Raw genomic sequence first — 20,884 nt, 5'->3', positions numbered from 1 at the left:
GTTCGTTCACCCGTTGAAGGTTACGGGCCCCGAGGGGGCAACTGTCCCTCGATCAACAAAAGTTCAGCCCGTTAGGGGACGAAAATCAGCCCGGGTGGGGCATGGATGGTTCGCGGGGAGGGTATGCAATTGAGTTTCCTCCGGCGGCCGTCCGAGGGCCGCCCACCGGCCGCTCCCGGCGTCACCCGGCGGCCGGCTCCCCTGTGAAATGGAGCCGTTGTACGTCACGGGCTGTGCCGGTGACGCCGTCCAGAAAGCCCTGTGCGCGCGGAGAGGCGCCGGCCGTCAGCCAGGCCGGGTCGATGTCGCAGACGGCGACCCTGACCTCGGTGCCCAGGAGCGCGAGCGGCAGGGTGTGGACGACGGTCGAGGGGAAGCTGAGGATCAGCCGGCCGATGGGGCCGCGGCGGGCGATCAGTTCGAGGGGGAGGTCGGGGCGTACGACCTCCAGGCCCGTCTCCGTGGCGAGCCGGCGGAGTTTGTCGGTGCTTTCGCGGCGGTGGGCGAAGTAGCGGGTGGCGCCGTGGGTACGGGCCAGGGTGCGTACGGCCTCCAGATAGCGGTCGGCGTCGACCACGCCGGTCTCGACGAGGGAGGTGCCGACGAGGTCGGTGCCGCGGGTGAGGCGGGGCGGGCCGAAGCGGGCGCGGGTCCAGGCGAAGTCGTTGGCGGTGACCTGGACGCCGGGGGGCACGTCGACGGGCATGGAGCTGAAGAGGCCGATGGTGCGGCGGCGCCGGCGGCCCTCGGGTGCCGGGGTGAGCCGGCGGCGGGCCGTGTTCGCGAACGGGGCGAAGAGCAGGTCCCGGGCGCCGCGTCCGGTGCCGTGGCGGTGCCAGCGCACCAGCCGTTCGCCGCGGGCCAGTTGGCCGATGAACTCCATGGTGGCGGTGCCGTCGTCGACCACCACCAGCTCGCGGGCCCGGGTGAGGGTCAGCAGGAGCTGGACGTAGCGGGAGAACGGGTCGCCGAGGACGATGCGGCAGGCGCGGCGGAGGAGCGGGGTGAGGCCGCCGATGGTGCGGAGCGGGGCGGTGGGGCCGCCGCGGGCCTCTTCCCAGCGGACCGTGTGGCCCTCGTCGCGGGCGAGTTCGGCCATCCGGCGCAGCTGGCCGCGGGTCATCGGGTCGTGCGGGGAGAGCACGACGACGGTGAGGGCGGTGGCCTGGGCGGTGTGCGCCCATTCGAGGACGTTCAGCAGCTGGACCGGGCTCTCGACGAAGGCGAGGGTGCCGCTGTCCGCGGGGGCGGGGGTCATGTCGTCACCGGTGGGGTCGGTCCGGGTGCGCTGCCGGGGTACCCCGAGGAGACGACGGGCGGTGATGCCCGTCGTCTCCCGGGGCGGGACCTCGACGCCGGGCGCGAAGGCGGCGTGGGTCCCTTCTGGTGAGCTCACGTGCGGAACTCCTGTCTGCCAGGCGGTCAGACGGCGGCCGGCTCGCGGTCGGCGGCCTCGGCCTCGGCCACCACACCGGTGACGCGGCGCAGCTTCTTCATCGGGCCGAGCTCGCTCTCGTAGACCTTCTTGACGCCGTCACCGAGGGACTCCTCGATGGTGCGGATGTCGCGGACCAGGCGGGACAGGCCCTGCGGCTCGACGGAGGCGGCCTGGTCGGAGCCCCACATGGCGCGGTCGAGGGTGATGTGGCGCTCGATGAAGGTGGCGCCGAGGGCGACCGCGGCGAGGGTGGTCTGCAGGCCGGTCTCGTGGCCGCTGTAGCCGATCGGGACGTTGGGGTACTCCTCCTGCAGGGTGTTGATCATGCGGAGGTTGAGCTCCTCGGCCTTGGCCGGGTAGGTGCTGGTGGCGTGGCAGAGGAGGATGTTGTCGCTGCCCAGGACCTCGACCGCGTGGCGGATCTGCTTGGGGGTCGACATGCCGGTGGAGAGGATCACCGTACGGCCGGTGGCGCGCATGGCGCGCAGCAGCTCGTCGTCGGTGAGCGAGGCGGAGGCGACCTTGTAGCAGGGCACGTCGAACTTCTCGAGGAAGGCGACGGACTCGACGTCCCACGGGGAGGCGAACCAGGCGATGCCGCGCTTCTTGCAGTACTCGTCGATGGCGCGGTAGCCGTCCTCGTCGAACTCCACACGGTGGCGGTAGTCGATGTAGGTCATCCGGCCCCAGGGGGTGTCGCGCTCGATGTCCCACTGGTCGCGCGGGGTGCAGATCTCCGGGGTCCGCTTCTGGAACTTGACCGCGTCGCAGCCGGCGTCGGCGGCGGCGTCGATCAGCGCGAACGCGTTCTCCAGGTCGCCGTTGTGGTTGATGCCGATCTCGCCGGTGACGTAGACGGGGCGGCCGGGGCCGGCCTCGCGGTTGCCGAGGTTGCGGATGCGGGAGTTGCTGCTCATGGGGAGGTTCCTTCGATATCGGGGGATCGCGGTGGATCGGGAAGGGTGGTGAGGGGGTGGTGTATCGGGGCCGGGAAGGTCTGTAACGGAGTTACAGGGAGGGGCCCAGGAGCCAGGCGGCGATCTCGCGGATCGCGCCGCTGCCTCCGGGGGTCGCGGTGACCGCGCGGGCCGCGCCGCGCACCACGTCGTGGGCGGAGGCGACCGCGACCGGCCAGCCGACGAGGTCGAAGCACGGCAGGTCGTTGACGTCGTTGCCGACGTAGAGCACCCGCTCGGGGTCGGTGCCGGTCTCCTCGCACCACTGCTTGAGGGCGAGGTCCTTGCGGTCGATGCCGTGCAGGACAGGCACCTGGAGCTTGCGGGCCCGGGCGGCGACGACCGGGTTCTGCTCGGTCGAGAGGATCAGCAGCTTCAGCTCCGCCTTGCGCAGCGCGGCGATGCCGAGGCCGTCGCCGCGGTGCACGGCGACGATCTCCCGCCCGTCCGCGTCGATCAGCACCCGGTCGTCGGTCTGGGTGCCGTCGAAGTCGAGGACCACCGCGTCGATGTCGTCGCTGGTGGGGAGGGATCCAGGGCGCGGGGCGTCGAGCAGCGGTGCGAGCGCGCGGGCGCGGGCGAGATCGTGCGGATCGTCGATCTCCAGCACCCGGGCGGGGTCGGTGCGGACGAGTTCCGTACGGCCGAAGAAGCGGTGGCCGCTGATGCGGAAGCCGGCCGCGTCCATGGCGTAGGCGGCGCCGGTCTCCAGCAGGTCCTGGGGGCGGTCCTGGCGGCGCGGCCGGAAGGACTTGTCGTGGTTGACGCCGTGGCCGCCGTCGGTGGCGCCGGCTGTGTCGGCAACTGCTGCCTCCGCGTCCCGCCAGACGAAGCCGTGGAAGGGGGCGACGGTCAGCGCGCTGTCGGCGCCGCCCTCGACGACCGCGGCGGCGACCCCGTCGATGTCCTCGCGGACGAGGAACGGGCTGGTGCACTGGACCAGCAGCACCGCGTCGACCGTCGTGCCCTGCTCTTCCTCGTACGCGTCCATGGCGTGCAGGACGGCGGCCTCGCTGGTGGCGGTGTCGCCCGCGATATCGCCGGGGCGGCGGACGACCACGGCCCCGGCGGCCCGTGCGGCGGCCGCGATCCCGGCGTCGTCGGTGGAGACCACGACATCGGTGACCAGGCGGGCGGCCCGGGCCTCGCGGATCGCGCGGGCCACGAGGGGCACGCCTCCGACGGCGGCGAGGTTCTTGGCGGGTACGCCCTTGGATCCACCGCGGGCGGGGATGACGGCCACGACTGTGGATGGCATGGCGGGCTCCTTGGTAGGGCTGGGGGCATCGGGGGTCGTCACAGCTGCCCCCAGCGGCGGATGGCGGGGGCGACGCGCTGGACGCCGTGGCGGTAGGCACCGCGGGCGGCCTCCCGGACGGTTTCGCGGGCGACGCGGCGCAGTCCGCCGGTCTCCTCGGGGGCGTCCGTGTAGCCGGCGAGCGGTTCGCCGTGCGGGTCCAGGCCGTGCCGGGCGAGGATGCCGGGGAGGTAGCCGGGGGCGGTGCGGGGTGTGTAGTAGGGGGTGACCGGCGGGAGGCGGTCGGCCTCGCGCAGCTCGGTGACCCGGGCGCGGGCGGCGTCGAAGGCCTTCTCGTACGGGCCGTCGGCGGCCACGCCCTGCCGGGCCAGCCACTGCGCGTCCGGCTCCGGCCGGTGGCCGGCGTCCAGCTCGTCCCAGGAGGCCAGGCAGCCGGAGCCGAGGAAGTGGTGGTTGCCGAGGACTTCCCGTACGCCCAGGTCGGTGAGGACGGCGGTGGGGATGCCGCGGTGCAGCGACTCCAGGGCGGCGGTGGAGCTGACGGTGACCAGCAGGTCGGTGCGGTCCAGGACCTCGCCCATGTTCCCGTACACCAGGCGGCAGTTGGCAGGCAGTCCGCCGGGGGCCTTGGCGGCGAGCTTCTGGTACGGGAGTTCCTCGATATGGGTGGTGTGCTCGCCGGGCTTGCTGCGGAGCTTGATCAGCACCTCGCGGTCGGGGTGCCTGCGGGCGTGCTCAACGGCCCGGCGCAGCAGGTACGTTCGGTCGGTGCGGCTCTCCGGTACGGAGGGCTGGGCGGCGAACACCACGGTGTAGGGGTCACGGCTTCGGGTGTCGCAGTGGCCGGTGTAGCGCTCGCCGCCGAGGAACGGCAGGGCGCATTCGACGACGCTGCCGTCGTCGGCCCCCACTCCTCGGTACACCTCGCGGAACCGGTCCGCGTCGTGCCGGGAGTTGGCGAGGACGACATCCGCGCCGTGCCGCAGCAGCAGCCCGTCGGCGAGCTTCTCGTAGACCACGCCGACATAGCCGGTGACGACGACGGGGCGGCGGGAGCCCGCGGCGGCAGCCGCCGATGTCCCGGTCTGCCAGGCGCGGGCGAGGCCGTGCAGCATCGCTTGCACCGCGCCGCCTACACAGGCGAGCACCACCACGTCGTATCCACTACCGTCGGACCCACGGTCGATCTTCCGCACGAAGTCGACCGCACGGATTTCGCGCAGCGAGTCCGCACGGGCGCCGACCTCGTCGAGCTGGCGGACCGTGGGCGTGGCGCGGCCGCGGAGCAGATATCCGTCGAGCCGGATGTCCGGTTGGATTCGGTACGCTGTCAAAGCGCCCCATTTCCACCGGGTGTCCGAGTCGGCGAGTACGGCGACGCGCGGCGTGGAAGCGGTACGTGATGGCACGTCGATGACGCTAGGAAGGCATTCCGTTTGGCGGGCCAACTGGGCCGCAACAAAGGGTTAACAGCGGGTCGACGAATAGCGAACCCGGTCGTTTATCAGCCTGGTTAACCATCCCGACATTCTTCGTTCACCTTGACGCCCGGACCGCGTAAAGACGAATGCCGGCTCCGCACCTAACGTCACCCGGGTGGTTAAGCTCTCCGTCATCGTGCCGTTCTACAACGTGCAGACATACGCGCCCGACACCCTGAAAAGCCTGGCGGCCAACGCCCGCGAGGACTTCGAATTCCTGCTCGTCGACGACTGTTCACGCGACGAGACCCCGGAGATCCTTGCGCGCGCCGAGCGCGAGCTCCCGGGCGCCAGACTGCTGCGGCACGAACAGAACGGCGGCCTGGCGACCGCCCGTAACACCGGCCTGGACGAGGCCCGCGGGGAATACGTCACCTTCCTCGACGGCGACGACTGGCTGGCTCCCGGGTACTACACCGAACTCCTCTCCGCGATCGAGGAGTTGGGATGCGACTTCGTGCGCACCGACCACGTCCAGTGCACCAACCGCGCCCGCACCGTCCACCGTGTCCCGCACGGCCGGCGCGGGGTGGTCATGGACCCGCGCGAGCTGATCCTGCCCGCCGACCGCTCCACCTCCGTCGACTACGCCTACGCCTGGGCCGGGATCTATCACCGCAGGCTGCTGGACGACGGGGTGCTGCACTTCCGCCACGGACTGCGCACCGCGGAGGACCGCCCCTGGATCTGGCGGCTGCACCGCGAGGCGAAATCCATGGCCGTGGTCGGTCTGCTCGGTGTCTTCTACCGGCGCGGGGTGGCGTCCTCGCTGACCCAGATCGGTGACGTACGGCAATTGGATTTCATTCGCGCCTTCGACCAGGTGATCGAAGAAACCGCGCAGGATCGCGATGCGGAGGTACTGCTTCCCAAAGCGGTGCGCACCTATTGCGCGATCATTTCCCACCACCTCGGTTCGATCGAACGATTCGAACCGCAGGTCGCCCGTAAATTGCGTTCGATGAGTGCCGCGGCGATGAAACGCATGCCGCAGGACGTACTGAAGGAAGCCCTGGATTCGATGGATGTGCAGCGTGCGTCCCGGCTGCGGCGGCTGCGCCGCCGCCCCGTCCCGGCGGAGGTCGCCGCCTGATGCCGAACCGGCCCCGTACCCAGATCTTCATGGCGTCCACGCTCTACGGCGCGGCGACCCTGGCCGCCGCCCTGGACGCCGACCGCTTCGAGCCGGCCGACCGCCGTCTGCTGCTCCTCAGCAACAACGCCGCCACTCCGGAGACCACCGCGTCGCTGGACACCATGCCGGGCTTCGACCGGCTGCGCGGCCGCTTCGACCGGGTGCTGTCGTGGAACGAGACGATCAGCCCGTTCCACCCCGGCGGCTGGTCCCCGCGCCCGGACGACGCCCCGCTGTGGGAGCGGTATCTGCGGCTGCTGTGGGGCCTGGGTGACTCGCATGTGGAGCTGGTCGTCGAATCCATCCAGGTCAACCCGGCGCTCGCGCTGGCCCAGGTGTTCCCGGGCGCGCCCCTCAACGTCTACGCCGACGGCCTGATGAGCTACGGCCCCACCCGCAACAAGCTCGACCCGCTGATCGGCACCCGGATCGGGCGGCTGCTGCACCTGGACCTGGTGCCCGGCCTGACGCCGCTGCTGCTCACCGAGTTCGGGGTCCCGGCGGAGACCGTGCCGACCGACGCCTTCTTGAAGGTGCTCTCCGAACTGGCCGATGTGGGCGACGCGTTGGATGTCCCGCACGGCGCCGCACTCCTCCTCGGCCAGTACCTCTCCGCACTCGGCATCCTCACCCCCGAGGAGGAGGAAGAGCTGCATGTGCGGATGCTGCAGGGCACCGTCGCGCGCGGCCACCGGGAGATCGTCTTCAAACCGCATCCGTCCGCACCGGCCCGCTGGTCGCGGCTGCTGGAGCGGGAGGCCGAGAAGCTGGACATCGAGCTGACCGTGCTGGACAGCCCGGTTCTCGCCGAGGTCCTCTACCAGCGGGTGCGCCCGGCGCTCGTCGTCGGCTGCTTCTCCACCGCCCTGCTGACCGCGGCCACCTTCTACGACCTGCCGACCGCCCGGACCGGCACCGGCCTGCTGCTGGAGCGGCTCACCCCGTACCAGAACAGCAACCGCATCCCGGTGACGATCGTGGACGCGCTGGTGGACGACCTCGGGGACGCCAAACCGCACAAGCCCTACGGCGACATCGGCGCCCTGGTCGCCGCCGTCGGCTACGCCATGCAGCACCAGATCTACCCGACGCTGCGCCCGGCCGCCGAGCGCTACCTCACGACCCATCTCGACCAGCACACCTGGCGCTACTTCAAGCGCCGCCGGCTGACCGCGCTGGCGCTGCCCGGGGCGATCCCGTCCCAGCTGGCGTTCATCCCGCGCAATGCCACCGTGCGCAAGGTCGCGCGACGGGCGCGGGCCGTGCAGCGGCGGATCAAGAAGCGGGCCGTGTTCGGATGACCGCCACCGAGCTGACGCCGGGGGCGCGGGCCGCGGCGCCGGCCCCCGCCCCCTCCATACGCGCGCGCAGCCGGGAGTCAGGCTCCTCCCGGCTGCGCGCCCTCGACGGACTGCGGCTGCTCGCCGCGCTGATGGTCGCCGCCTATCACTACGGGGGCCGCGGCGGCGAGATAGCCGGGGCCTGGGGCGGCTCGCCCGCGCACCAGTTCCCCACCGCCGCGCCCTACTTCGCGTACGGCTGCCTCGGCGTCCAGATCTTCTTCATCATCAGCGGCTTCGTCATCTGCCTCAGCGGCTGGGGCCGGACCCTGCGGGCCTTCATCGCCTCGCGCATCTCCCGCCTCTATCCGGCCTACTGGGCCGCGATCCTCCTCGTCACCGCGGTCTTCGCCCTCCCCTGGGTCGCCTACAAGGCCCTTCCGCCGAGCGATGTCCTCACCAACCTGACGATGCTTCAGCAGCCGCTCGGGGCGCACCGGGTGCTCGGCGTCTGCTGGACCCTGTGGGCCGAGATGCGCTTCTACGCCCTCTTCGCGCTCTGCGTCGTCCTCCCCGGCGCCACCCGCAGCCGGGTCGTCCTCTTCTGCGCGGGCTGGACGCTGGCCGCGGCGGTCGCCCAGGCGGCCCACCAGCCGCTCCTCGACACCGTCCTGATGCCGTCCTACGCCCCCTTCTTCATCGGCGGCATCGGCCTGTACCTCCTGCACCGCTACGGCTGGCGCGACCCCATAGCCTGGTCGATAGTCCTGGTCAGCTGGCTGATAGGGCAGCATTTCGCGGTCGCCGGCCTCTGGCACGCCCCCTCCGTGCACGCCTTCTCGTACCGCTCCACGGCCGGCATCATCGCCGTCGTCACCCTCGGCTTCGTCCTGGTCGCGGCCGTTGCCCTGGGCGGATTCCGCTGGGCCAACTGGCGCTGGCTCACCGTGGCGGGCGCGCTGACGTACCCCTTCTATCTGGTGCACGAACACCTGGGCTGGGTCGTCGTCCGCGCCCTGCACCGCACCCTCGGGCTGCCGTCGTACGCGACGCTGATACTGACGGTGGGGCTGATGCTGGTGCTGGCGTGGGTGCTGCACCGGTGGGTGGAGCGGCCGTTGACGCCCCTGCTGAAGCGGGGGATCGACCCCCGGCCGTGATCAGCCCCGGCGGTGATCAGCTCCCCGGGCCCCGGCGGTGGGTGGCCTCGATCCCGGCGATGATGATCCGCAGCCCCGCCTCGAACCCCGCCTCGATGTCCCCGAACATCTCGCGCCCCGCCTGGGCCGCGAGCGGATGGCTCTCCCCGAGCAGCCGCTCGCGGCTTTCGAGGTCGTAGGCCGGATCGCGCTCGTCCGGATTTTCGGGGTCCGGATGGACCGACTGCTCCTCGATCACCAGACCGATGGTGAAGTTGTACGCGGTCCACCAGGCCAGCATCGCCTCGCGCGGGGCGAAGCCCGCCGCGGTGAGCCGGCGCAGAAACGCCTCCATCGGCGCGGCATGGCTCTCGTCCGTCATCCGCGTACCGCTGAAGACCTTGCCGCCGTCGCGGTAGGCGAGCAGGCCGCGGCGCAGCCGGCGGCAGGTGGTGAGCATCTCGTCCTGCCAGGCGTGGCCCTCGCCGCTCCCCTCCGGGCCGATCTCCGCCGTCCAGTGCACCGCCATCCGCCGGAACATCTCGGTGGCCATCTCGTCGAGCAGTTCCTGCTTGTTCTTGAAGTGCCAGTAGAGCGCGGGCGCCTGGACGTTCAGCTCCTTCGCGATCTTGCGCAGGGTGAGCCCTTCGAGGCCCACCTCGTTCAGCAGACGAAGGGCGGTCTCCGCCACCTGTTTGCGGTCGATTCGCGATGCCATGTTGACAACTTAACACCGTTAAGCGCATGATCTGGAGCCATGGAACTTAACAACGTTAAGGAAGCTCGTGAAGGTTCTGCTGTTACGGACGTCGATGTCCTGATAGCCGGCGCAGGCCCCACCGGCGTCGCCCTCGGCATCGACCTCGCCCGGCGGGGCGTCCGCGCCCTGGTCGTCGAGCGCCAGGACGGCCTCTCCCGCGGCGCCCGCGGCACCGGTCTCCAGCCGCGCACCCAGGAGGTCTTCGAGGACCTCGGGATACTGGAGGCCGTCCAGGCGGCCGGCGGTCCGTACCCGGACATGGCCCAGTGGCAGGACGGCCGGATCGTGTCGACCCAGCGGATGATCGAGCGCGTCGACCCGACCCCGTCCGCGCCGCACTCCAACACCCTGATGGTCCCCCAGTGGCGCAACCTGGAACTGCTCCTCGAGCGCCTGCACGAGCTGGGCGGCAGCGTCCTCTTCGGCGCCGAACTGACCTCGTTCGACCAGGACCCGGACGCCGTACGGACCCGCCTCACCCTCTCCGACGGCAGCGAACGCACCGTCACCTCCCGCTATCTCGTCGCCGCGGACGGCGGGCGCAGCACCGTACGCAAGGGGCTCGGCGTCGGCATGAGCGGCCCGGAGCTGGAGCAGGGCGCCGCGGTCCTCGCCGACGTCCGGGTGGACGGCCTCGACCGCGACCACTGGCACTTCTGGACCACCCAGAGCGAGAGCTCCGCCGCCCAGCGCCCGCTGGCCGGCAGGTTCGCCGGCATGCTCCCGCTGGCCCGCACCGACATCTTCCAGTGCATGATCGCGGCACCCTCGGACGACCCGGACACCTCACCCGAGGCCATCCGCGCCCTCCTCGCCGCCACCACCCACCTCGCGCCCGAGCAGATCCGTGAGGTCCTCTGGTCCTCCGTCTTCCGTCCCAAGGCCGGTATGGCCGACCGCTTCCGCATCGGCCGGATCTTCCTGGCCGGCGACGCGGCCCATATCCACTCCCCGGCCGGCGGCCAGGGCCTGAACACCAGCGTCCAGGACGCCTACAACCTCGGCTGGAAGCTCGGCCAGGTGCTCCGCCACGGCGCGCCCGACGCCCTCCTGGACACCTACGAAACCGAGCGCCGCCCGATCGCCGCCCGGATCCTGGACACCAGCACCCGGCTGCACCGCTCCGGCTCGATGCGCCGCGGCCGCGACCTCCACCAGCTCGACATCGGCTACCCGGACAGCCCCCTGACGCAGGAGCTGCGCCCCGGTGTCCCCGAGGACGCCCTGCGCGCCGGCGGCCGGGCCCCGGACGCCCCGTGCACCACGGCCGACGGAACCGCCACCCGCCTCTTCGAGGCCCTCCGCGGACCGCAGTTCACCGTCCTCGCCGTGGGCGACACCGGCCTCGATCCCGCCGCACTGCCCACCGCCCCAGGCCTGCTGCACCTCGTCCGCGTGGACGGCCCGACCCCCGACCTGCTCGACACAAACGGCCACATCCGCGACGCATACGGCCCCGACCCCGCCGTCTTCCTCATCCGCCCGGACGGCTACCTGGCCGTCGCGACACCGCCCGAGGAAGCGGCTGCGTCCCTCGCGGGGTACTTGGCAGAACTGTCGCTCCTGGAGCCCGCCCTGTAGGGGCTCCGGCCCGCGCAAGAAGGCAACCCTGACGGCCCGTCACACGTCCTTTCCCCTGCTGCACCGGGCAGCCCTGTCGCCCCGCGCAGCGGCAGTGAACCCCCGGACCGGACGGTGAGGATGCAGAACATGAGCGACGAGGCCACCGCGGACCCCGCGAAGACGAACAAGGGGAAGGCAGTCTACGAATTCCTCTGGGGCTCGCCCGGGCTGTTCCTCTTCGTGGCGATGGGGTTGTTTCTGACCTCGAAGAACACAGCCGACGAGGAGCGGGCGTGGCTCGTCTACGGCCTCGCATGGGTGCCGACCGTCCTGATGGGGCTGTGGTCCCTGGTGGCGCGGAAGAAGCCGCACATGCCCACCGCCGCACTGCTGCCGGTGGCCTACGCCGTCGTCGGCGTCCCGGCCCTCGTGTTCCACGGGGACGTCCTTCCGTTCTGACCGGTCGTCTCACACCAGGGCGAGGTGCGGCAGATGGGCCACGAGGCCGCACGGCGGATGTCCGGCCGTGCGGCCTCGTGGCGGGGACGGGCGCCGGAGGGGGGTGGGGCGCCCGGGGCGGAAGTCGCCCAGGAGGAACAGGGGTCAGGAGTCAGGGCCTAGACGACCAACGAAAGCACCAGCACGCACACCATCCCCACCACGGAGATCAGCGTCTCCATCACCGACCACGTCTTGAGGGTCTGGCCGACGCTCATCCCGAAGTACTCCTTGACCATCCAGAACCCGGCGTCGTTGACATGGCTGAAGAACAGCGAGCCACAGCCGATGGCCAGGACCAGCAGGGCGCCGTGGGTGGTGGACATGTCCGCGGCCAGCGGGGCGACCAGGCCGGCGGCGGAGATGGTGGCCACGGTGGCGGAGCCGGTCGCGAGGCGGATGGTGACGGCGATCAGCCAGGCCAGCAGCAGGGCCGAGATGTGCCAGCCCTGGGAGATCTCCAGGATCATCCGGCCGACGCCCGCGTCGATCAGCGTCTGCTTGAAGCCGCCGCCCGCGCCGACGATCAGCAGGACGCCCGCGATCGGGCCGAGCGACCTCTCGACGGTGGCGGCGATCCGGCCCTTGGTGAATCCGGCCGCGCGCCCCAGCGTGAACATCGCGACGATGACGGCGGTGAGCAGGGCGATCAGCGGGGAGCCGATGACGTCGAACGCCCTCTGGACGGTGTGCTCGGGGTTGTCGACGACGACATCCACCAGGGCCTTGGCCAGCATCATCACGACAGGGAGCAGAACGGTGGCCACGGTGACGGCGAAGCCGGGGCGGCGGTCCAGGTCGTCGGATGCACGCTCCGGGACCATCGTCTCGGGCGGGCGGATGTCCACCCACCGGGCCGCGTAACGGGAGAAGACCGGACCGGCGATGACCGCGGTGGGGATGGCCACGACGACGCCGAGCGCGAGCGTGACGCCGAGGTTCGCGCCGACCGCGTCGATCGCGGCCAACGGGCCGGGGTGCGGCGGGATCAGGCCGTGCATGACGGAGAGGCCGGCCAGCGCGGGGATGCCGATGCGCATCAGGGAGAAGTTGCCGCGCTTGGCGACCAGCAGCACCACGGGGATGAGCAGGACGATGCCGACCTCGAAGAAGATCGGCAGGCCGATGATCCCGGCGATCAGCACCATCGCCCAGGGCATGGCCCGGCCTCCCGCCTTGGCCAGGATGGTGTCGACGATCCGGTCCGCGCCGCCGGAGTCGGCGAGCAGCTTGCCGAGCACGGCGCCGAGCGCGATCAGGACGCCGGTGCCCGCGACCGTGGTGCCCAGCCCCGTCGAGAAGCTGGCGATGGCCTTGTCGAGCGGCGCACCGGCCACCGCACCGAGCACCAGCGAGCCGATGATCAGCGACAGAAAGGCATGCAGCTTGAACCGGGTGATGAGCAGAACGATGACGGCTATGCCGGCCAGGACGGCGATGCCCAGCTGTGCGTGACCGGCCGAGGTGATGGGCTCGGTCACGTCCGCTGCGAGCATCTCGACGCTGAGATGTGTCACGGCTGTTCCCTTGGGTCGGGGGCGGTCCCTTGGTTCGGGGGAGATCCCTCTGTGCGGGGGGGGATCCCTTTGTGCTGGCGGATCCCTTTGTTCTGGGGGGGATCCCTTTGTTCTGGGGGTGGCTGACGGCCGCGGGGGTCAGGCGGCCGGTTCGCGGGGGCGGAGGGCGGCCACGGCGCGGTCGGCGATCTGCTGCGGCGTACCGGAGACATCGACCGCGACACCCGCCTCGTCCGCGCCGAGCGGTTCGAGCGTGGCGAACTGGGAGTCCAGCAGCGCGGTGGGCATGAAGTGGCCGGTGCGCTCGGCCATCCGCCCCTCGATCAGCGCGCGGTCCCCGGTGAGGTGCAGGAAGACGACGCCGGGGGAGGCGGCCCGCAGCCGGTCGCGGTAGGCGCGTTTGAGGGCGGAGCTGCTGACGACGCCGCCGCGCCCGGACCGGTCGTGGGCCCAGGCCCCGATGGCGTCCAGCCAGGGCCGGCGGTCGCTGTCGTCCAGCGGGACACCGGCCGACATCTTGGCGATGTTGGTCGGCGGGTGGAAGTCGTCGCCCTCGGCATACGGGACGCCGAGTGCGGCGGCCACCAGCGGCCCGATCGTCGTCTTGCCGGTGCCGGCCACGCCCATCACGACGATCACGTGGGGGGTGCTCATGCCGCTTACCTCGCTGTTCCCGCTGTCGCGCTGGGTGCGCCGTGCTCGCGCGGCCCTCGCGCCGTCCTCGTTGACCGGCCCCACTGAAACCCATGAGGTACGACGTATTCAAGAGTCTGTGATGTAAAAGTCATACTTAATTGGCTGCGGAGGGGGTCGCCGAGGGGGAACGTAGGCTTGGCCCATGGAAAACGAGGGGCAGGGGAAGGGGCTGCACGCCCGCGTACTGGAGACCCTCGGGCCCGAGATCACCGCGGGCGACGTCCCACCGGGGACGGTCCTGCGCACCGACGAACTCGCGCAGCGCTTCGACGTCTCCCGCACCGTGATCCGCGAGGTGATCCGGGTGCTCGAATCCATGCAGCTGGTGGCCTCCCGGCGCCGGGTCGGGGTGACCGTCCGGCCCACCGAGGAGTGGAACGTCTACGATCCCCGGGTCATCGGCTGGCGGCTGGCCGGCCGCGACCGCCCCCGGCAGCTGCGCTCGCTGACCGTACTGCGCTCCGCCGTCGAACCGGTCGCCGCGGGCCTCGCCGCCGCCCACGCCACCCCCGGGCAGTGCGCCGAACTCACCGAGCACGCCATGGGCATGGTCGCCACCTCACGCGGCCAGCAGCTCGACGCCTACCTCGTCCACGACATGGCCTTCCACCGGGTGATCCTGACCGCCTCCGGCAACGAGATGTTCGCCCGGCTCGCCGATGTCGTCGCCGCCGTCCTGACCGGCCGCACCCAGCACCAGGTCATGTTCGCCGACCCCGACCCGGCGGCCGTGACCCTGCACGTCCAGGTGGCCGAGGCGGTACGGGTCGGCGACGCGGCGCGGGCCGAGTCGCTGACCCGTCAGATCACGACCGGGGCCATGGCCGAACTGGACGTCCTGGCCCCGTAGTCCGCAGCGGCCGCCTCAGAAGAGCGGCTGCTGCCCCGGCATCGGCGGCTCCTCCGGGTCGAACAGCTTCTCCGCGGGCGCCATCATCGGCGCCATCCGCCGCGAGCCGGGACAGGAGATCAGCTCGATGCCCGTACGGCGCCCGGGAGGGTCATGACGGGAGAAGCGGCCGCCGACTACGGCGATCTCTCGAGTGCAGACGGGGCACGCGCGGCGGGGTGACGACATGGCAACCAGTGTGACGGACCCGGGCCTGTCCGATGGGTCAGGGTCGGAAAGGCCCTAGCCCGGCACGCCCTCCACCAGCTCGTCCCGCACCAGCTCCCGCACCCGGGCCGCCAGCTCCCCCGCCGCCGGATCCCCGTCCCCCGCCGCCCGTTCCGCCGCGTCCGCCAGCCGTACGACGTCCGCCGCCCACCGGCCGGTGGGCCGCTCCCGCGAACCCGCCCGCGCGAACCCCCGGTCCAGCAGCCCCCGGATCTCCTCCTCGGAACGCCCCCGCGCCACCGCCTTGACCGCACCCACCGCATTCGCCAGCGCGCTCAGCGGCAGGGGCCACTCCCCGCCGGCGGGCACCGGCCCCGCGGGCGGCGTCGCGGCCCGTACCTCCAGATCCAGCCGCCAAAACAGCGGAACATCGCGGAAGAAGTACGTCAGCAGCCGGCGGCCGGGGGTGTCGTGGCACTCCGGGTCGCTGCGGGCGGCCAGCAGCGGAAGACTCCGGCCGAGATACGCACCGGCCCCCGCCACGGCCTCCGCGAACCGCTCGCCCGGCACGGTCCAGCGCAGGTCGAAGTCGCTGAAGCGGTCATGGGTCCCGGTGGCGAGCGAGCCGCGCAGCTCCAGCCCGCCCTCGGGACAGCACTCGCGCAGGGCGGCGACGAGGGCGCGCAGGGCGTGGACGGGGCGGTGGTCCTCGATCTCGTCGCCGATCATCTCGTAGACGACATCAACGGTGACGCACGGTAGTTGAGGCACCGTCAGCTCCATGGTCTCGAGCCGCCAGGTACCGTCGGGCCGGTCGTCGTCCGGGTCGTACATCCGCACCCGCCCCACCCTGCCGTCCGGCGTGGCCATCCAGTACGCGCTGGGGCGGATCAGCGGCGCCGAGTACAGCACCACCCGCCCCGCCCACCGCGCGAGCCGCAGCCCCAGCGTCCGGCTGTCGGGCACCTCGGCGAGGCCGTGGGCGTAGAGCTGCAGGATCCAGGAGCAGTCGCCGTGCACGGGATACGCCTCGCACTGCACCGGGGCCGCCCAGTTACGGTCCTCGGCAGCCACGCCGTCCTCGCCGTACGCGATGTCCACCTCATCGGGCCGCACCCGGAAGCCCTCGGCGAGCGCGGGCAGCAGCTCCCCGGCCTCCCATTTCCCGACCAGGAAGTAGTCGTAGCCCCCTTCCGCCACCGTGGCCCCCGTTTCTCGCGCGGATCGCATCCCCCGCACCCCACACCGTACGGCGAAACCTCAGAACGCATCCGTCGGCACATACGTCCCCCAGACCCCCCGCAACGCATCACACACCTCCCCCACCGTCGCCCTCGCCCGCAGCGCATCCCGCATCGGATACAGCACGTTCTCCGACCCCTCGGCCGCCTTCCGCAGCGCGTCGAGGGCGGCCGACGCCTCGCGCGGGTTACGGCGGTCCCGCAGCGCCGCCAGCCGCTCGATCTGCTGCGCCTCGATGGCCGGATCGAGGCGCAGCGGCACATACGGCTCCTCCTCGTCCAGCCGGAAGCGGTTGACGCCGACCACCACCCGCTCGCCCTCCTCGGTCTCCCGGGCGATCCGGTACGCGTTGCGCTCGATCTCGTCCTTCTGGAAGCCCCGTTCGATGGCGGCCACCGCACCGCCCAGGTCCTCGATGCGCCGCATGAGTTCCCCGGCCGCGGCCTCCACCTCGTCGGTCATCGACTCGACGGCGTAGGAGCCGGCGAACGGATCGACGGTGGCGGTGACATCGGTCTCGTACGCCAGCACCTGCTGCGTACGAAGGGCGAGCCGGGCCGCCTTGTCGGTGGGCAGTGCGATGGCCTCGTCGAAGGAATTGGTGTGCAGGGACTGGGTGCCGCCGAGTACCGCGGCCAGGCCCTGGAGGGTGACCCGGGCCAGGTTCACCTCCGGCTGCTGGGCAGTGAGCTGTACCCCCGCGGTCTGGGTGTGGAAGCGCAGCATGTGGGATCTGGGGTTCCGGGCGCCGAACTCGTCGCGCATGATGCGGGCCCACATCCTGCGCGCGGCGCGGAACTTGGCGACCTCCTCGAGGAGTGTCGTGCGGGAGACGAAGAAGAAGGACAGGCGGGGCGCGAAGTCGTCGACGTCCATGCCGGCGGCGAGGGCGGTCCGGACGTAGGCGATGCCGTTGGCGAGGGTGAAGGCGATCTCCTGCGCGGGCGAGGCGCCGGCCTCGGCCATGTGGTAGCCGGAGATGGAGATGGTGTTCCACTTGGGGATCTCGGCCCGGCAGTAGCGGAAGGTGTCCGCCACCAGCCGGAGGGAGGGTTTCGGGGGGAAGATGTACGTGCCCCGCGCGATGTACTCCTTCAGGATGTCGTTCTGGACGGTGCCGGTCAGCTGGTGCGGCTTCACCCCTTGCTCCTCGCCGACGAGTTGGTAGAGGAGGAGCAGCAGGGCGGCGGGCGCGTTGATGGTCATCGACGTCGAGACCCGGTCGAGCGGGATGCCGCCGAACAGCACCCGCATGTCCTCGGCGGAGTCGACGGCCACCCCGACCTTGCCGACCTCTCCGGCGGCGATCGGCGTGTCGGAGTCATGGCCCATCTGGGTCGGCAGATCGAAGGCGACCGACAGACCGGTCGTGCCGTGGGCGATCAGCTGCCGGTAGCGGGCGTTGGACTCGCGGGCCGTGCCGAAGCCGGCGTACTGGCGCATCGTCCAGGGGCGCCCGGTGTACATCGACGGGTACACACCACGGGTGTACGGATACTCGCCGGGCGCGCCGAGCCGCCGGTCCGGTTCCCAGCCGGCGAGCGCCTCCGGACCGTACACGGGCTCGATGGGCAGACCGCTCTCGTTGTATCGGACACCGCCCGAATCGCTCGCCATGGCCGTATACCTCCCAATAGGTGAACTACATCCGGATTTACGCCGTGTGGACAGCATGCCCGCGGGTTCGCCGCATCGCAGCATTGGGAAGCATCAAGCATCAGCGGTGGTCGGCCGGCACCGACGGCGGTCGGTGCGGCCGGTGGCATCCGGGAGTGGGCATGCGGCGGAAGAGCGGAAGACCTGTGGCGGGCGCGGTGCTGCTGGCGGCCGTGGTGCTCGTGGCCGGGGTGGGGTGCCGGCCGGTGACGGTCACCGGCGCGGGCACCGAGGTGCCGGGGAGCGGCGGGCGGCTGCCCGCGGCGCCGGCCGCCCCGTCCCGTGCGCATACCGCGCCGCCCTCCCCCGGCCACCACGGCCGTACCCGCCGGCCAGGGACGGAGCCCGGCTCGCACGGCGCCCAGGTCCGTGAACTCCAGGCGCGCCTCACCCAGCTGGGCCTCTTCCCCCGGTCGCCGACGGGCTACTACGGCCCGGTCACCCTCACCTCGGTCCGCGCCTTCCAGAAGCGGCAGCGGCTGACCCGTTCGGGAGCGGCCCGGACCGCCACCTGGAAAGCGCTCCGGTCCCATACGCACCGGCCGTCACATGACGAGCTGTACCCGCCCACCAGCAGGCCGGTCGGCACCCTCGACCGGCGCTGTCTGTCGGGGCGGGTGATCTGCCTCAGCAAGAAGAGCAGGACCCTGGCGTGGGTGGTCGACGGCAAGGTCGCCTCGGCCATGGACGTCCGCTTCGGGTCGCAGTTCACCCCGACCCGGGAGGGCACCTTCCGCATCACCTTCAAGAGCCCGCGGCATGTCTCGACGATCTATCACACGGCGATGCCGTACGCGATGTTCTTCAGCGGGGGCCAGGCGGTGCACTATTCGGCGGACTTCGCGGCGCGCGGCTACCGGGGTGCCTCACACGGCTGCGTCAACGTCCGGGACAAGCGGCGGATCGCCGCCCTGTTCGCGGCGGTGCGGAAGGGCACGAAAGTCGTCGTCCACCACTGAGCCGCAGCAATTCCCCCGGCCACCCTGAATCGGTAACCGAAGCGAAAATTGAGCAACCCCCACCCCGAGCAACCACCTACGCGAGAGCGGCGCCGGCTTAGGCGCAAAGGGGGGGAGGGCGCGGGCAGGGCCGGGGGAACGTGCCCCGCCCGCGCCGTGGGCGCGGAAGCCGTGGGTACGGGGGGGACCCCGGCTCGCGCGCAGCCGATGACCAGTCGGCTTCAATCAGTACTGCGTCACTGGCTCAAAAAACGTCACACCTGGCCGACGGAAGCCGGACTCGGGGTGCTCTCGGTGGGGGCGGGCGTGGTGAGGGAGGGGCTCGGAGCGGGCGTTGAGGCGGTGGAGGACCGAGTGACACTCGGGGTGACCGACGACAGCGAGTCGCCGTCCTCGTCGCCCTGGCTGCCGCCGCTGTTCTGGCCACCGCTGCTCTGACCGCCGCTGTTGCGGCCGCCCTCGCCATCGTTGTCACCCTGGCCGCCGCCCTTGCCGGCCAGGAATTTACGGCAGAAGGTGTGGACCTTTGCCGCGCCGCCGGCCGCGCGCTCCAGGCGGCGCCGGGCGCCGTCGTCCATGCCTCCCTCGTCGGCCTCGTAGTCGCGGCAAAGCGCGAGGACGACCGTCCTGGGGTCGGTCTTTCCCGGCGGGGTCTTCCCGTCGTCACCCCGGCCGTGGCCGTCCTTGCCGTCATGGCCGTTGCCCGGGTGCCTGCTGCCGTCCGGGCCGCCGCTCGGTGACGGGGTGGCGCCGGGACGGGTCGTGCCGGCGCCGGGGGTGCCGCTGGGGGACTGGGTGGCCCCGCCGTCGGTCTCGTCACCGGGCCCCCGGGACTCGAAGATGTCCGGCGCGCCGGAGACGCTGGGCGTGGGCGACGGCTCGGCGCCGCCGCCCTGGAAAGGCAGCACACCCGTACCGGCCGCGACCGCCACGCCGCCGATCGCGCAGACCGCGAGGGCGACGGCGAAGCCGCGCCGGAAGGGACGAGCGAGGCGGGTGCGTTCGGCGACGTCGGCGGAGCCGGTGGGGCGGGCCGAGGCCTGGCCGATGGTGGTGCGGCGCCCCGGCCGTGCCCCGGAACCCTGCTGGGCCCGCTGGAACGCGGCCACCGCGGCCGCCTCGCCGGGCAGCTCGGCGCTCGCGGCCGGGGCCGCGCCGAGCGCCGCGGCGGCGTCGAGCAGCTGCTGGAGTTCGCGTGCGCCGTCGCCGTCGCCGGTGACACCGACCGGGTCGCCACGCAGCAGTCGCTCCGCGGCGTCCTTGTCGAGCCAGTCGTACGGGTCGTCGGCCATCACATGTCCTTCTGCGTTCGTGCGGCCGTTTCCGTCACACCTGGTACGTACGATTCCGCCACTCCGTCGCGGCGTCCTCGGCCCTGGACGGGCACCCCGTCCACCGTGCCACCGCCCTTGCCCGGGCCCTGTGCGGACGGGCCGGCGGGGGCGTCTTCGCCCTGGCCGGCGGCCTCGCCGGCGGGCTCGCCCGGTTCCGGCCCGGCGCCGTCGGGCGGCTCGTCCCCGATCAGTTCGGCGAGCTTGCGCAGCCCCCGGTGGGCCGCGGTGCGCACCGCTCCGGGCCGCTTGCCGAGCACCTGCGCGGCGCTCTTGGCGTCGAGTCCGACCACCACCCGCAGCACCACGGCCTCGGCCTGGTCCTGCGGCAGCCGGGCTATCAGGCGCATGGTGCGGCCGGTGCCCAGGGCCTCCATCGCCTCGCCCGCGGTGTCGGACAGCGCGGGGGTGTCGGCCAGTTCGCTCTCGTCCCCGCCGACGACCGGGCGGCGGCCGCGCATCCGTATGTGGTCCAGGGCGCGGTTACGCGCGATCCGGGCGGCCCAGCCGCGGAAGCGGTCCGCGTCGCCGCTGAAGCGGGCGAGGTCGCGGGTTATCTGGAGCCAGGCCTCGGAGGCGACATCTTCGGCGTCCGGTTCGCCCACCAAGGTCCGTACATACCCGAGAAGTCGGGGATGTACGGCACGGTAAACGGTACGGAAGGCCGCCTCGTCGCCGTCCTGCGCCGCCTGCACGGCAACCGTCAGCCGACTGTCGTCCGGCTGAATGTCGTCCCCTCGCACGGGTCCATCCTGTCGCACGCGGAATGTCCGCCGCCCGGTCCTTGCTGCTTTGTCGGTTTACTCAGCCGCCGGCGGTCCGCTCGGCACCGCGCAGACCCCCGGTAACCCGGCTGTTCCTGGAGACCGTAACGCGTGTGAACGCACTCTCCGAACCCGGGCCGGTGCATTCAGCGAC

General features: G+C 71.8%; 19 protein-coding genes. 7 read left to right on the top strand and 12 right to left on the bottom strand.

Features of this window, described 5'->3' with window-relative positions:
• Positions 1-181: 181 nt before the first annotated feature.
• From ADL29_RS35405 to ADL29_RS35390, 4 genes are all read right to left on the bottom strand, one after another.
• On the bottom strand, positions 182-1,258 hold the full coding sequence (locus ADL29_RS35405; RefSeq protein WP_053927652.1) for a hypothetical protein: 1,077 nt from the start codon (positions 1,256-1,258) through the stop codon (positions 182-184).
• A gap of 164 nt (positions 1,259-1,422) precedes the next feature.
• Entirely contained in the window at positions 1,423-2,355 is a 933-nt protein-coding gene (locus tag ADL29_RS35400) for an N-acetylneuraminate synthase family protein (RefSeq protein WP_053927604.1), read from the bottom strand.
• A 91-nt stretch (positions 2,356-2,446) separates the two neighbouring features.
• Positions 2,447-3,652: an acylneuraminate cytidylyltransferase gene (locus tag ADL29_RS35395; protein ID WP_053927603.1), complete on the bottom strand. Its 1,206-nt coding sequence runs from the start codon at positions 3,650-3,652 to the stop codon at positions 2,447-2,449.
• A gap of 38 nt (positions 3,653-3,690) precedes the next feature.
• Positions 3,691-5,061, bottom strand: coding sequence for a DUF6716 putative glycosyltransferase (locus ADL29_RS35390; RefSeq protein WP_078971526.1), 1,371 nt, complete (start codon positions 5,059-5,061; stop codon positions 3,691-3,693).
• 187 nt (positions 5,062-5,248) lie between these two features.
• Between ADL29_RS35390 and ADL29_RS35385 the strand changes: the two genes are divergently transcribed.
• The 3 genes from ADL29_RS35385 to ADL29_RS35375 are packed head-to-tail and all read left to right on the top strand — an operon-like array spanning position 5,249 to position 8,708.
• Positions 5,249-6,226: a glycosyltransferase family 2 protein gene (locus ADL29_RS35385; protein WP_053927601.1), complete on the top strand. Its 978-nt coding sequence runs from the start codon at positions 5,249-5,251 to the stop codon at positions 6,224-6,226.
• A complete protein-coding gene (locus ADL29_RS35380; protein WP_053927600.1) occupies positions 6,226-7,569 on the top strand; it encodes an alpha-2,8-polysialyltransferase family protein in 1,344 nt (447 codons plus the stop codon). Before ADL29_RS35385 ends, ADL29_RS35380 begins: the two co-directional genes overlap by 1 nt.
• Positions 7,566-8,708, top strand: coding sequence for an acyltransferase family protein (locus ADL29_RS35375; RefSeq protein ID WP_053927599.1), 1,143 nt, complete (start codon positions 7,566-7,568; stop codon positions 8,706-8,708). The genes ADL29_RS35380 and ADL29_RS35375 overlap by 4 nt, the downstream gene beginning before the upstream one ends.
• A gap of 16 nt (positions 8,709-8,724) precedes the next feature.
• Here ADL29_RS35375 and ADL29_RS35370 read toward each other — a convergent pair whose 3' ends face one another.
• Complete coding sequence (locus tag ADL29_RS35370) at positions 8,725-9,405, bottom strand: TetR/AcrR family transcriptional regulator C-terminal domain-containing protein (RefSeq protein ID WP_053927598.1); 681 nt, start codon at positions 9,403-9,405, stop codon at positions 8,725-8,727.
• A 39-nt stretch (positions 9,406-9,444) separates the two neighbouring features.
• Here ADL29_RS35370 and ADL29_RS35365 point away from each other — a divergent pair, with 39 nt between their 5' ends.
• Both ADL29_RS35365 and ADL29_RS35360 read left to right on the top strand, forming a co-directional pair.
• Positions 9,445-11,028, top strand: a complete 1,584-nt coding sequence (locus tag ADL29_RS35365) for an FAD-dependent monooxygenase (RefSeq protein WP_053927597.1) — start codon at positions 9,445-9,447, stop codon at positions 11,026-11,028.
• 129 nt (positions 11,029-11,157) lie between these two features.
• Positions 11,158-11,469, top strand: a complete 312-nt coding sequence (locus ADL29_RS35360; RefSeq protein WP_053927596.1) for a hypothetical protein — start codon at positions 11,158-11,160, stop codon at positions 11,467-11,469.
• Positions 11,470-11,627: 158 nt separating this feature from the next.
• Here the strand turns inward: ADL29_RS35360 and ADL29_RS35355 are convergent, their stop codons facing one another.
• Positions 11,628-13,025, bottom strand: a complete 1,398-nt coding sequence (locus ADL29_RS35355) for a GntT/GntP/DsdX family permease (protein WP_053927595.1) — start codon at positions 13,023-13,025, stop codon at positions 11,628-11,630.
• A gap of 138 nt (positions 13,026-13,163) precedes the next feature.
• Complete coding sequence (locus ADL29_RS35350) at positions 13,164-13,679, bottom strand: gluconokinase (protein ID WP_053927594.1); 516 nt, start codon at positions 13,677-13,679, stop codon at positions 13,164-13,166.
• A 184-nt stretch (positions 13,680-13,863) separates the two neighbouring features.
• On the opposite strand from ADL29_RS35350, the gene ADL29_RS35345 reads away from it, so the two are divergent.
• The gene (locus ADL29_RS35345) at positions 13,864-14,571 is read left to right on the top strand and encodes a FadR/GntR family transcriptional regulator (protein WP_053927593.1); all 708 of its coding nucleotides are present in this window, start codon (positions 13,864-13,866) and stop codon (positions 14,569-14,571) included.
• A gap of 15 nt (positions 14,572-14,586) precedes the next feature.
• Here the strand turns inward: ADL29_RS35345 and ADL29_RS42080 are convergent, their stop codons facing one another.
• From ADL29_RS42080 to ADL29_RS35335, 3 genes are read right to left on the bottom strand one after another with little or no spacing between them, the layout of a single operon-like run.
• The gene (locus tag ADL29_RS42080) at positions 14,587-14,799 is read right to left on the bottom strand and encodes a hypothetical protein (RefSeq protein ID WP_078971525.1); all 213 of its coding nucleotides are present in this window, start codon (positions 14,797-14,799) and stop codon (positions 14,587-14,589) included.
• A 54-nt stretch (positions 14,800-14,853) separates the two neighbouring features.
• Positions 14,854-16,008: a hypothetical protein gene (locus tag ADL29_RS45770; protein ID WP_245689765.1), complete on the bottom strand. Its 1,155-nt coding sequence runs from the start codon at positions 16,006-16,008 to the stop codon at positions 14,854-14,856.
• Positions 16,009-16,038: 30 nt separating this feature from the next.
• Positions 16,039-17,637, bottom strand: a complete 1,599-nt coding sequence (locus ADL29_RS35335) for an acyl-CoA mutase large subunit family protein (RefSeq protein WP_053927592.1) — start codon at positions 17,635-17,637, stop codon at positions 16,039-16,041.
• 161 nt (positions 17,638-17,798) lie between these two features.
• Here ADL29_RS35335 and ADL29_RS35330 point away from each other — a divergent pair, with 161 nt between their 5' ends.
• The gene (locus ADL29_RS35330; protein ID WP_053927591.1) at positions 17,799-18,635 is read left to right on the top strand and encodes a L,D-transpeptidase family protein; all 837 of its coding nucleotides are present in this window, start codon (positions 17,799-17,801) and stop codon (positions 18,633-18,635) included.
• A 254-nt stretch (positions 18,636-18,889) separates the two neighbouring features.
• On the opposite strand, the gene ADL29_RS35325 is transcribed toward ADL29_RS35330, so the two are convergent.
• On the bottom strand, positions 18,890-19,927 hold the full coding sequence (locus ADL29_RS35325; RefSeq protein ID WP_053927590.1) for a hypothetical protein: 1,038 nt from the start codon (positions 19,925-19,927) through the stop codon (positions 18,890-18,892).
• Positions 19,927-20,709, bottom strand: a complete 783-nt coding sequence (locus ADL29_RS35320; protein WP_053927589.1) for a sigma-70 family RNA polymerase sigma factor — start codon at positions 20,707-20,709, stop codon at positions 19,927-19,929. Before ADL29_RS35320 ends, ADL29_RS35325 begins: the two co-directional genes overlap by 1 nt.
• Positions 20,710-20,884: the final 175 nt, after the last annotated feature.

Source organism: Streptomyces chattanoogensis (assembly GCF_001294335.1).
In the GTDB taxonomy this organism is placed as follows: domain Bacteria; phylum Actinomycetota; class Actinomycetes; order Streptomycetales; family Streptomycetaceae; genus Streptomyces; species Streptomyces chattanoogensis.
The sequence above is the reverse complement of the archived record's forward strand: the minus strand, read 5'-3'. Positions and strand labels throughout refer to the sequence as shown.

Bases quoted from the DNA above. Each gene is read 5' to 3' on its own strand.
- ADL29_RS35405 (WP_053927652.1), bottom strand. From the start codon at position 1,258: ATGACCCCCGCCCCCGCGGACAGCGGCACCCTCGCCTTCGTCGAGAGC.
- ADL29_RS35400 (WP_053927604.1), bottom strand. From the start codon at position 2,355: ATGAGCAGCAACTCCCGCATCCGCAACCTCGGCAACCGCGAGGCCGGC.
- ADL29_RS35395 (WP_053927603.1), bottom strand. From the start codon at position 3,652: ATGCCATCCACAGTCGTGGCCGTCATCCCCGCCCGCGGTGGATCCAAG.
- ADL29_RS35380 (WP_053927600.1), top strand. From the start codon at position 6,226: ATGCCGAACCGGCCCCGTACCCAGATCTTCATGGCGTCCACGCTCTAC.
- ADL29_RS35375 (WP_053927599.1), top strand. From the start codon at position 7,566: ATGACCGCCACCGAGCTGACGCCGGGGGCGCGGGCCGCGGCGCCGGCC.
- ADL29_RS35370 (WP_053927598.1), bottom strand. From the start codon at position 9,405: ATGGCATCGCGAATCGACCGCAAACAGGTGGCGGAGACCGCCCTTCGT.
- ADL29_RS35365 (WP_053927597.1), top strand. From the start codon at position 9,445: ATGGAACTTAACAACGTTAAGGAAGCTCGTGAAGGTTCTGCTGTTACG.
- ADL29_RS35360 (WP_053927596.1), top strand. From the start codon at position 11,158: ATGAGCGACGAGGCCACCGCGGACCCCGCGAAGACGAACAAGGGGAAG.
- ADL29_RS35350 (WP_053927594.1), bottom strand. From the start codon at position 13,679: ATGAGCACCCCCCACGTGATCGTCGTGATGGGCGTGGCCGGCACCGGC.
- ADL29_RS35345 (WP_053927593.1), top strand. From the start codon at position 13,864: ATGGAAAACGAGGGGCAGGGGAAGGGGCTGCACGCCCGCGTACTGGAG.
- ADL29_RS42080 (WP_078971525.1), bottom strand. From the start codon at position 14,799: ATGTCGTCACCCCGCCGCGCGTGCCCCGTCTGCACTCGAGAGATCGCC.
- ADL29_RS45770 (WP_245689765.1), bottom strand. From the start codon at position 16,008: ATGCGATCCGCGCGAGAAACGGGGGCCACGGTGGCGGAAGGGGGCTAC.
- ADL29_RS35335 (WP_053927592.1), bottom strand. From the start codon at position 17,637: ATGGCGAGCGATTCGGGCGGTGTCCGATACAACGAGAGCGGTCTGCCC.
- ADL29_RS35330 (WP_053927591.1), top strand. From the start codon at position 17,799: ATGCGGCGGAAGAGCGGAAGACCTGTGGCGGGCGCGGTGCTGCTGGCG.
- ADL29_RS35325 (WP_053927590.1), bottom strand. From the start codon at position 19,927: ATGGCCGACGACCCGTACGACTGGCTCGACAAGGACGCCGCGGAGCGA.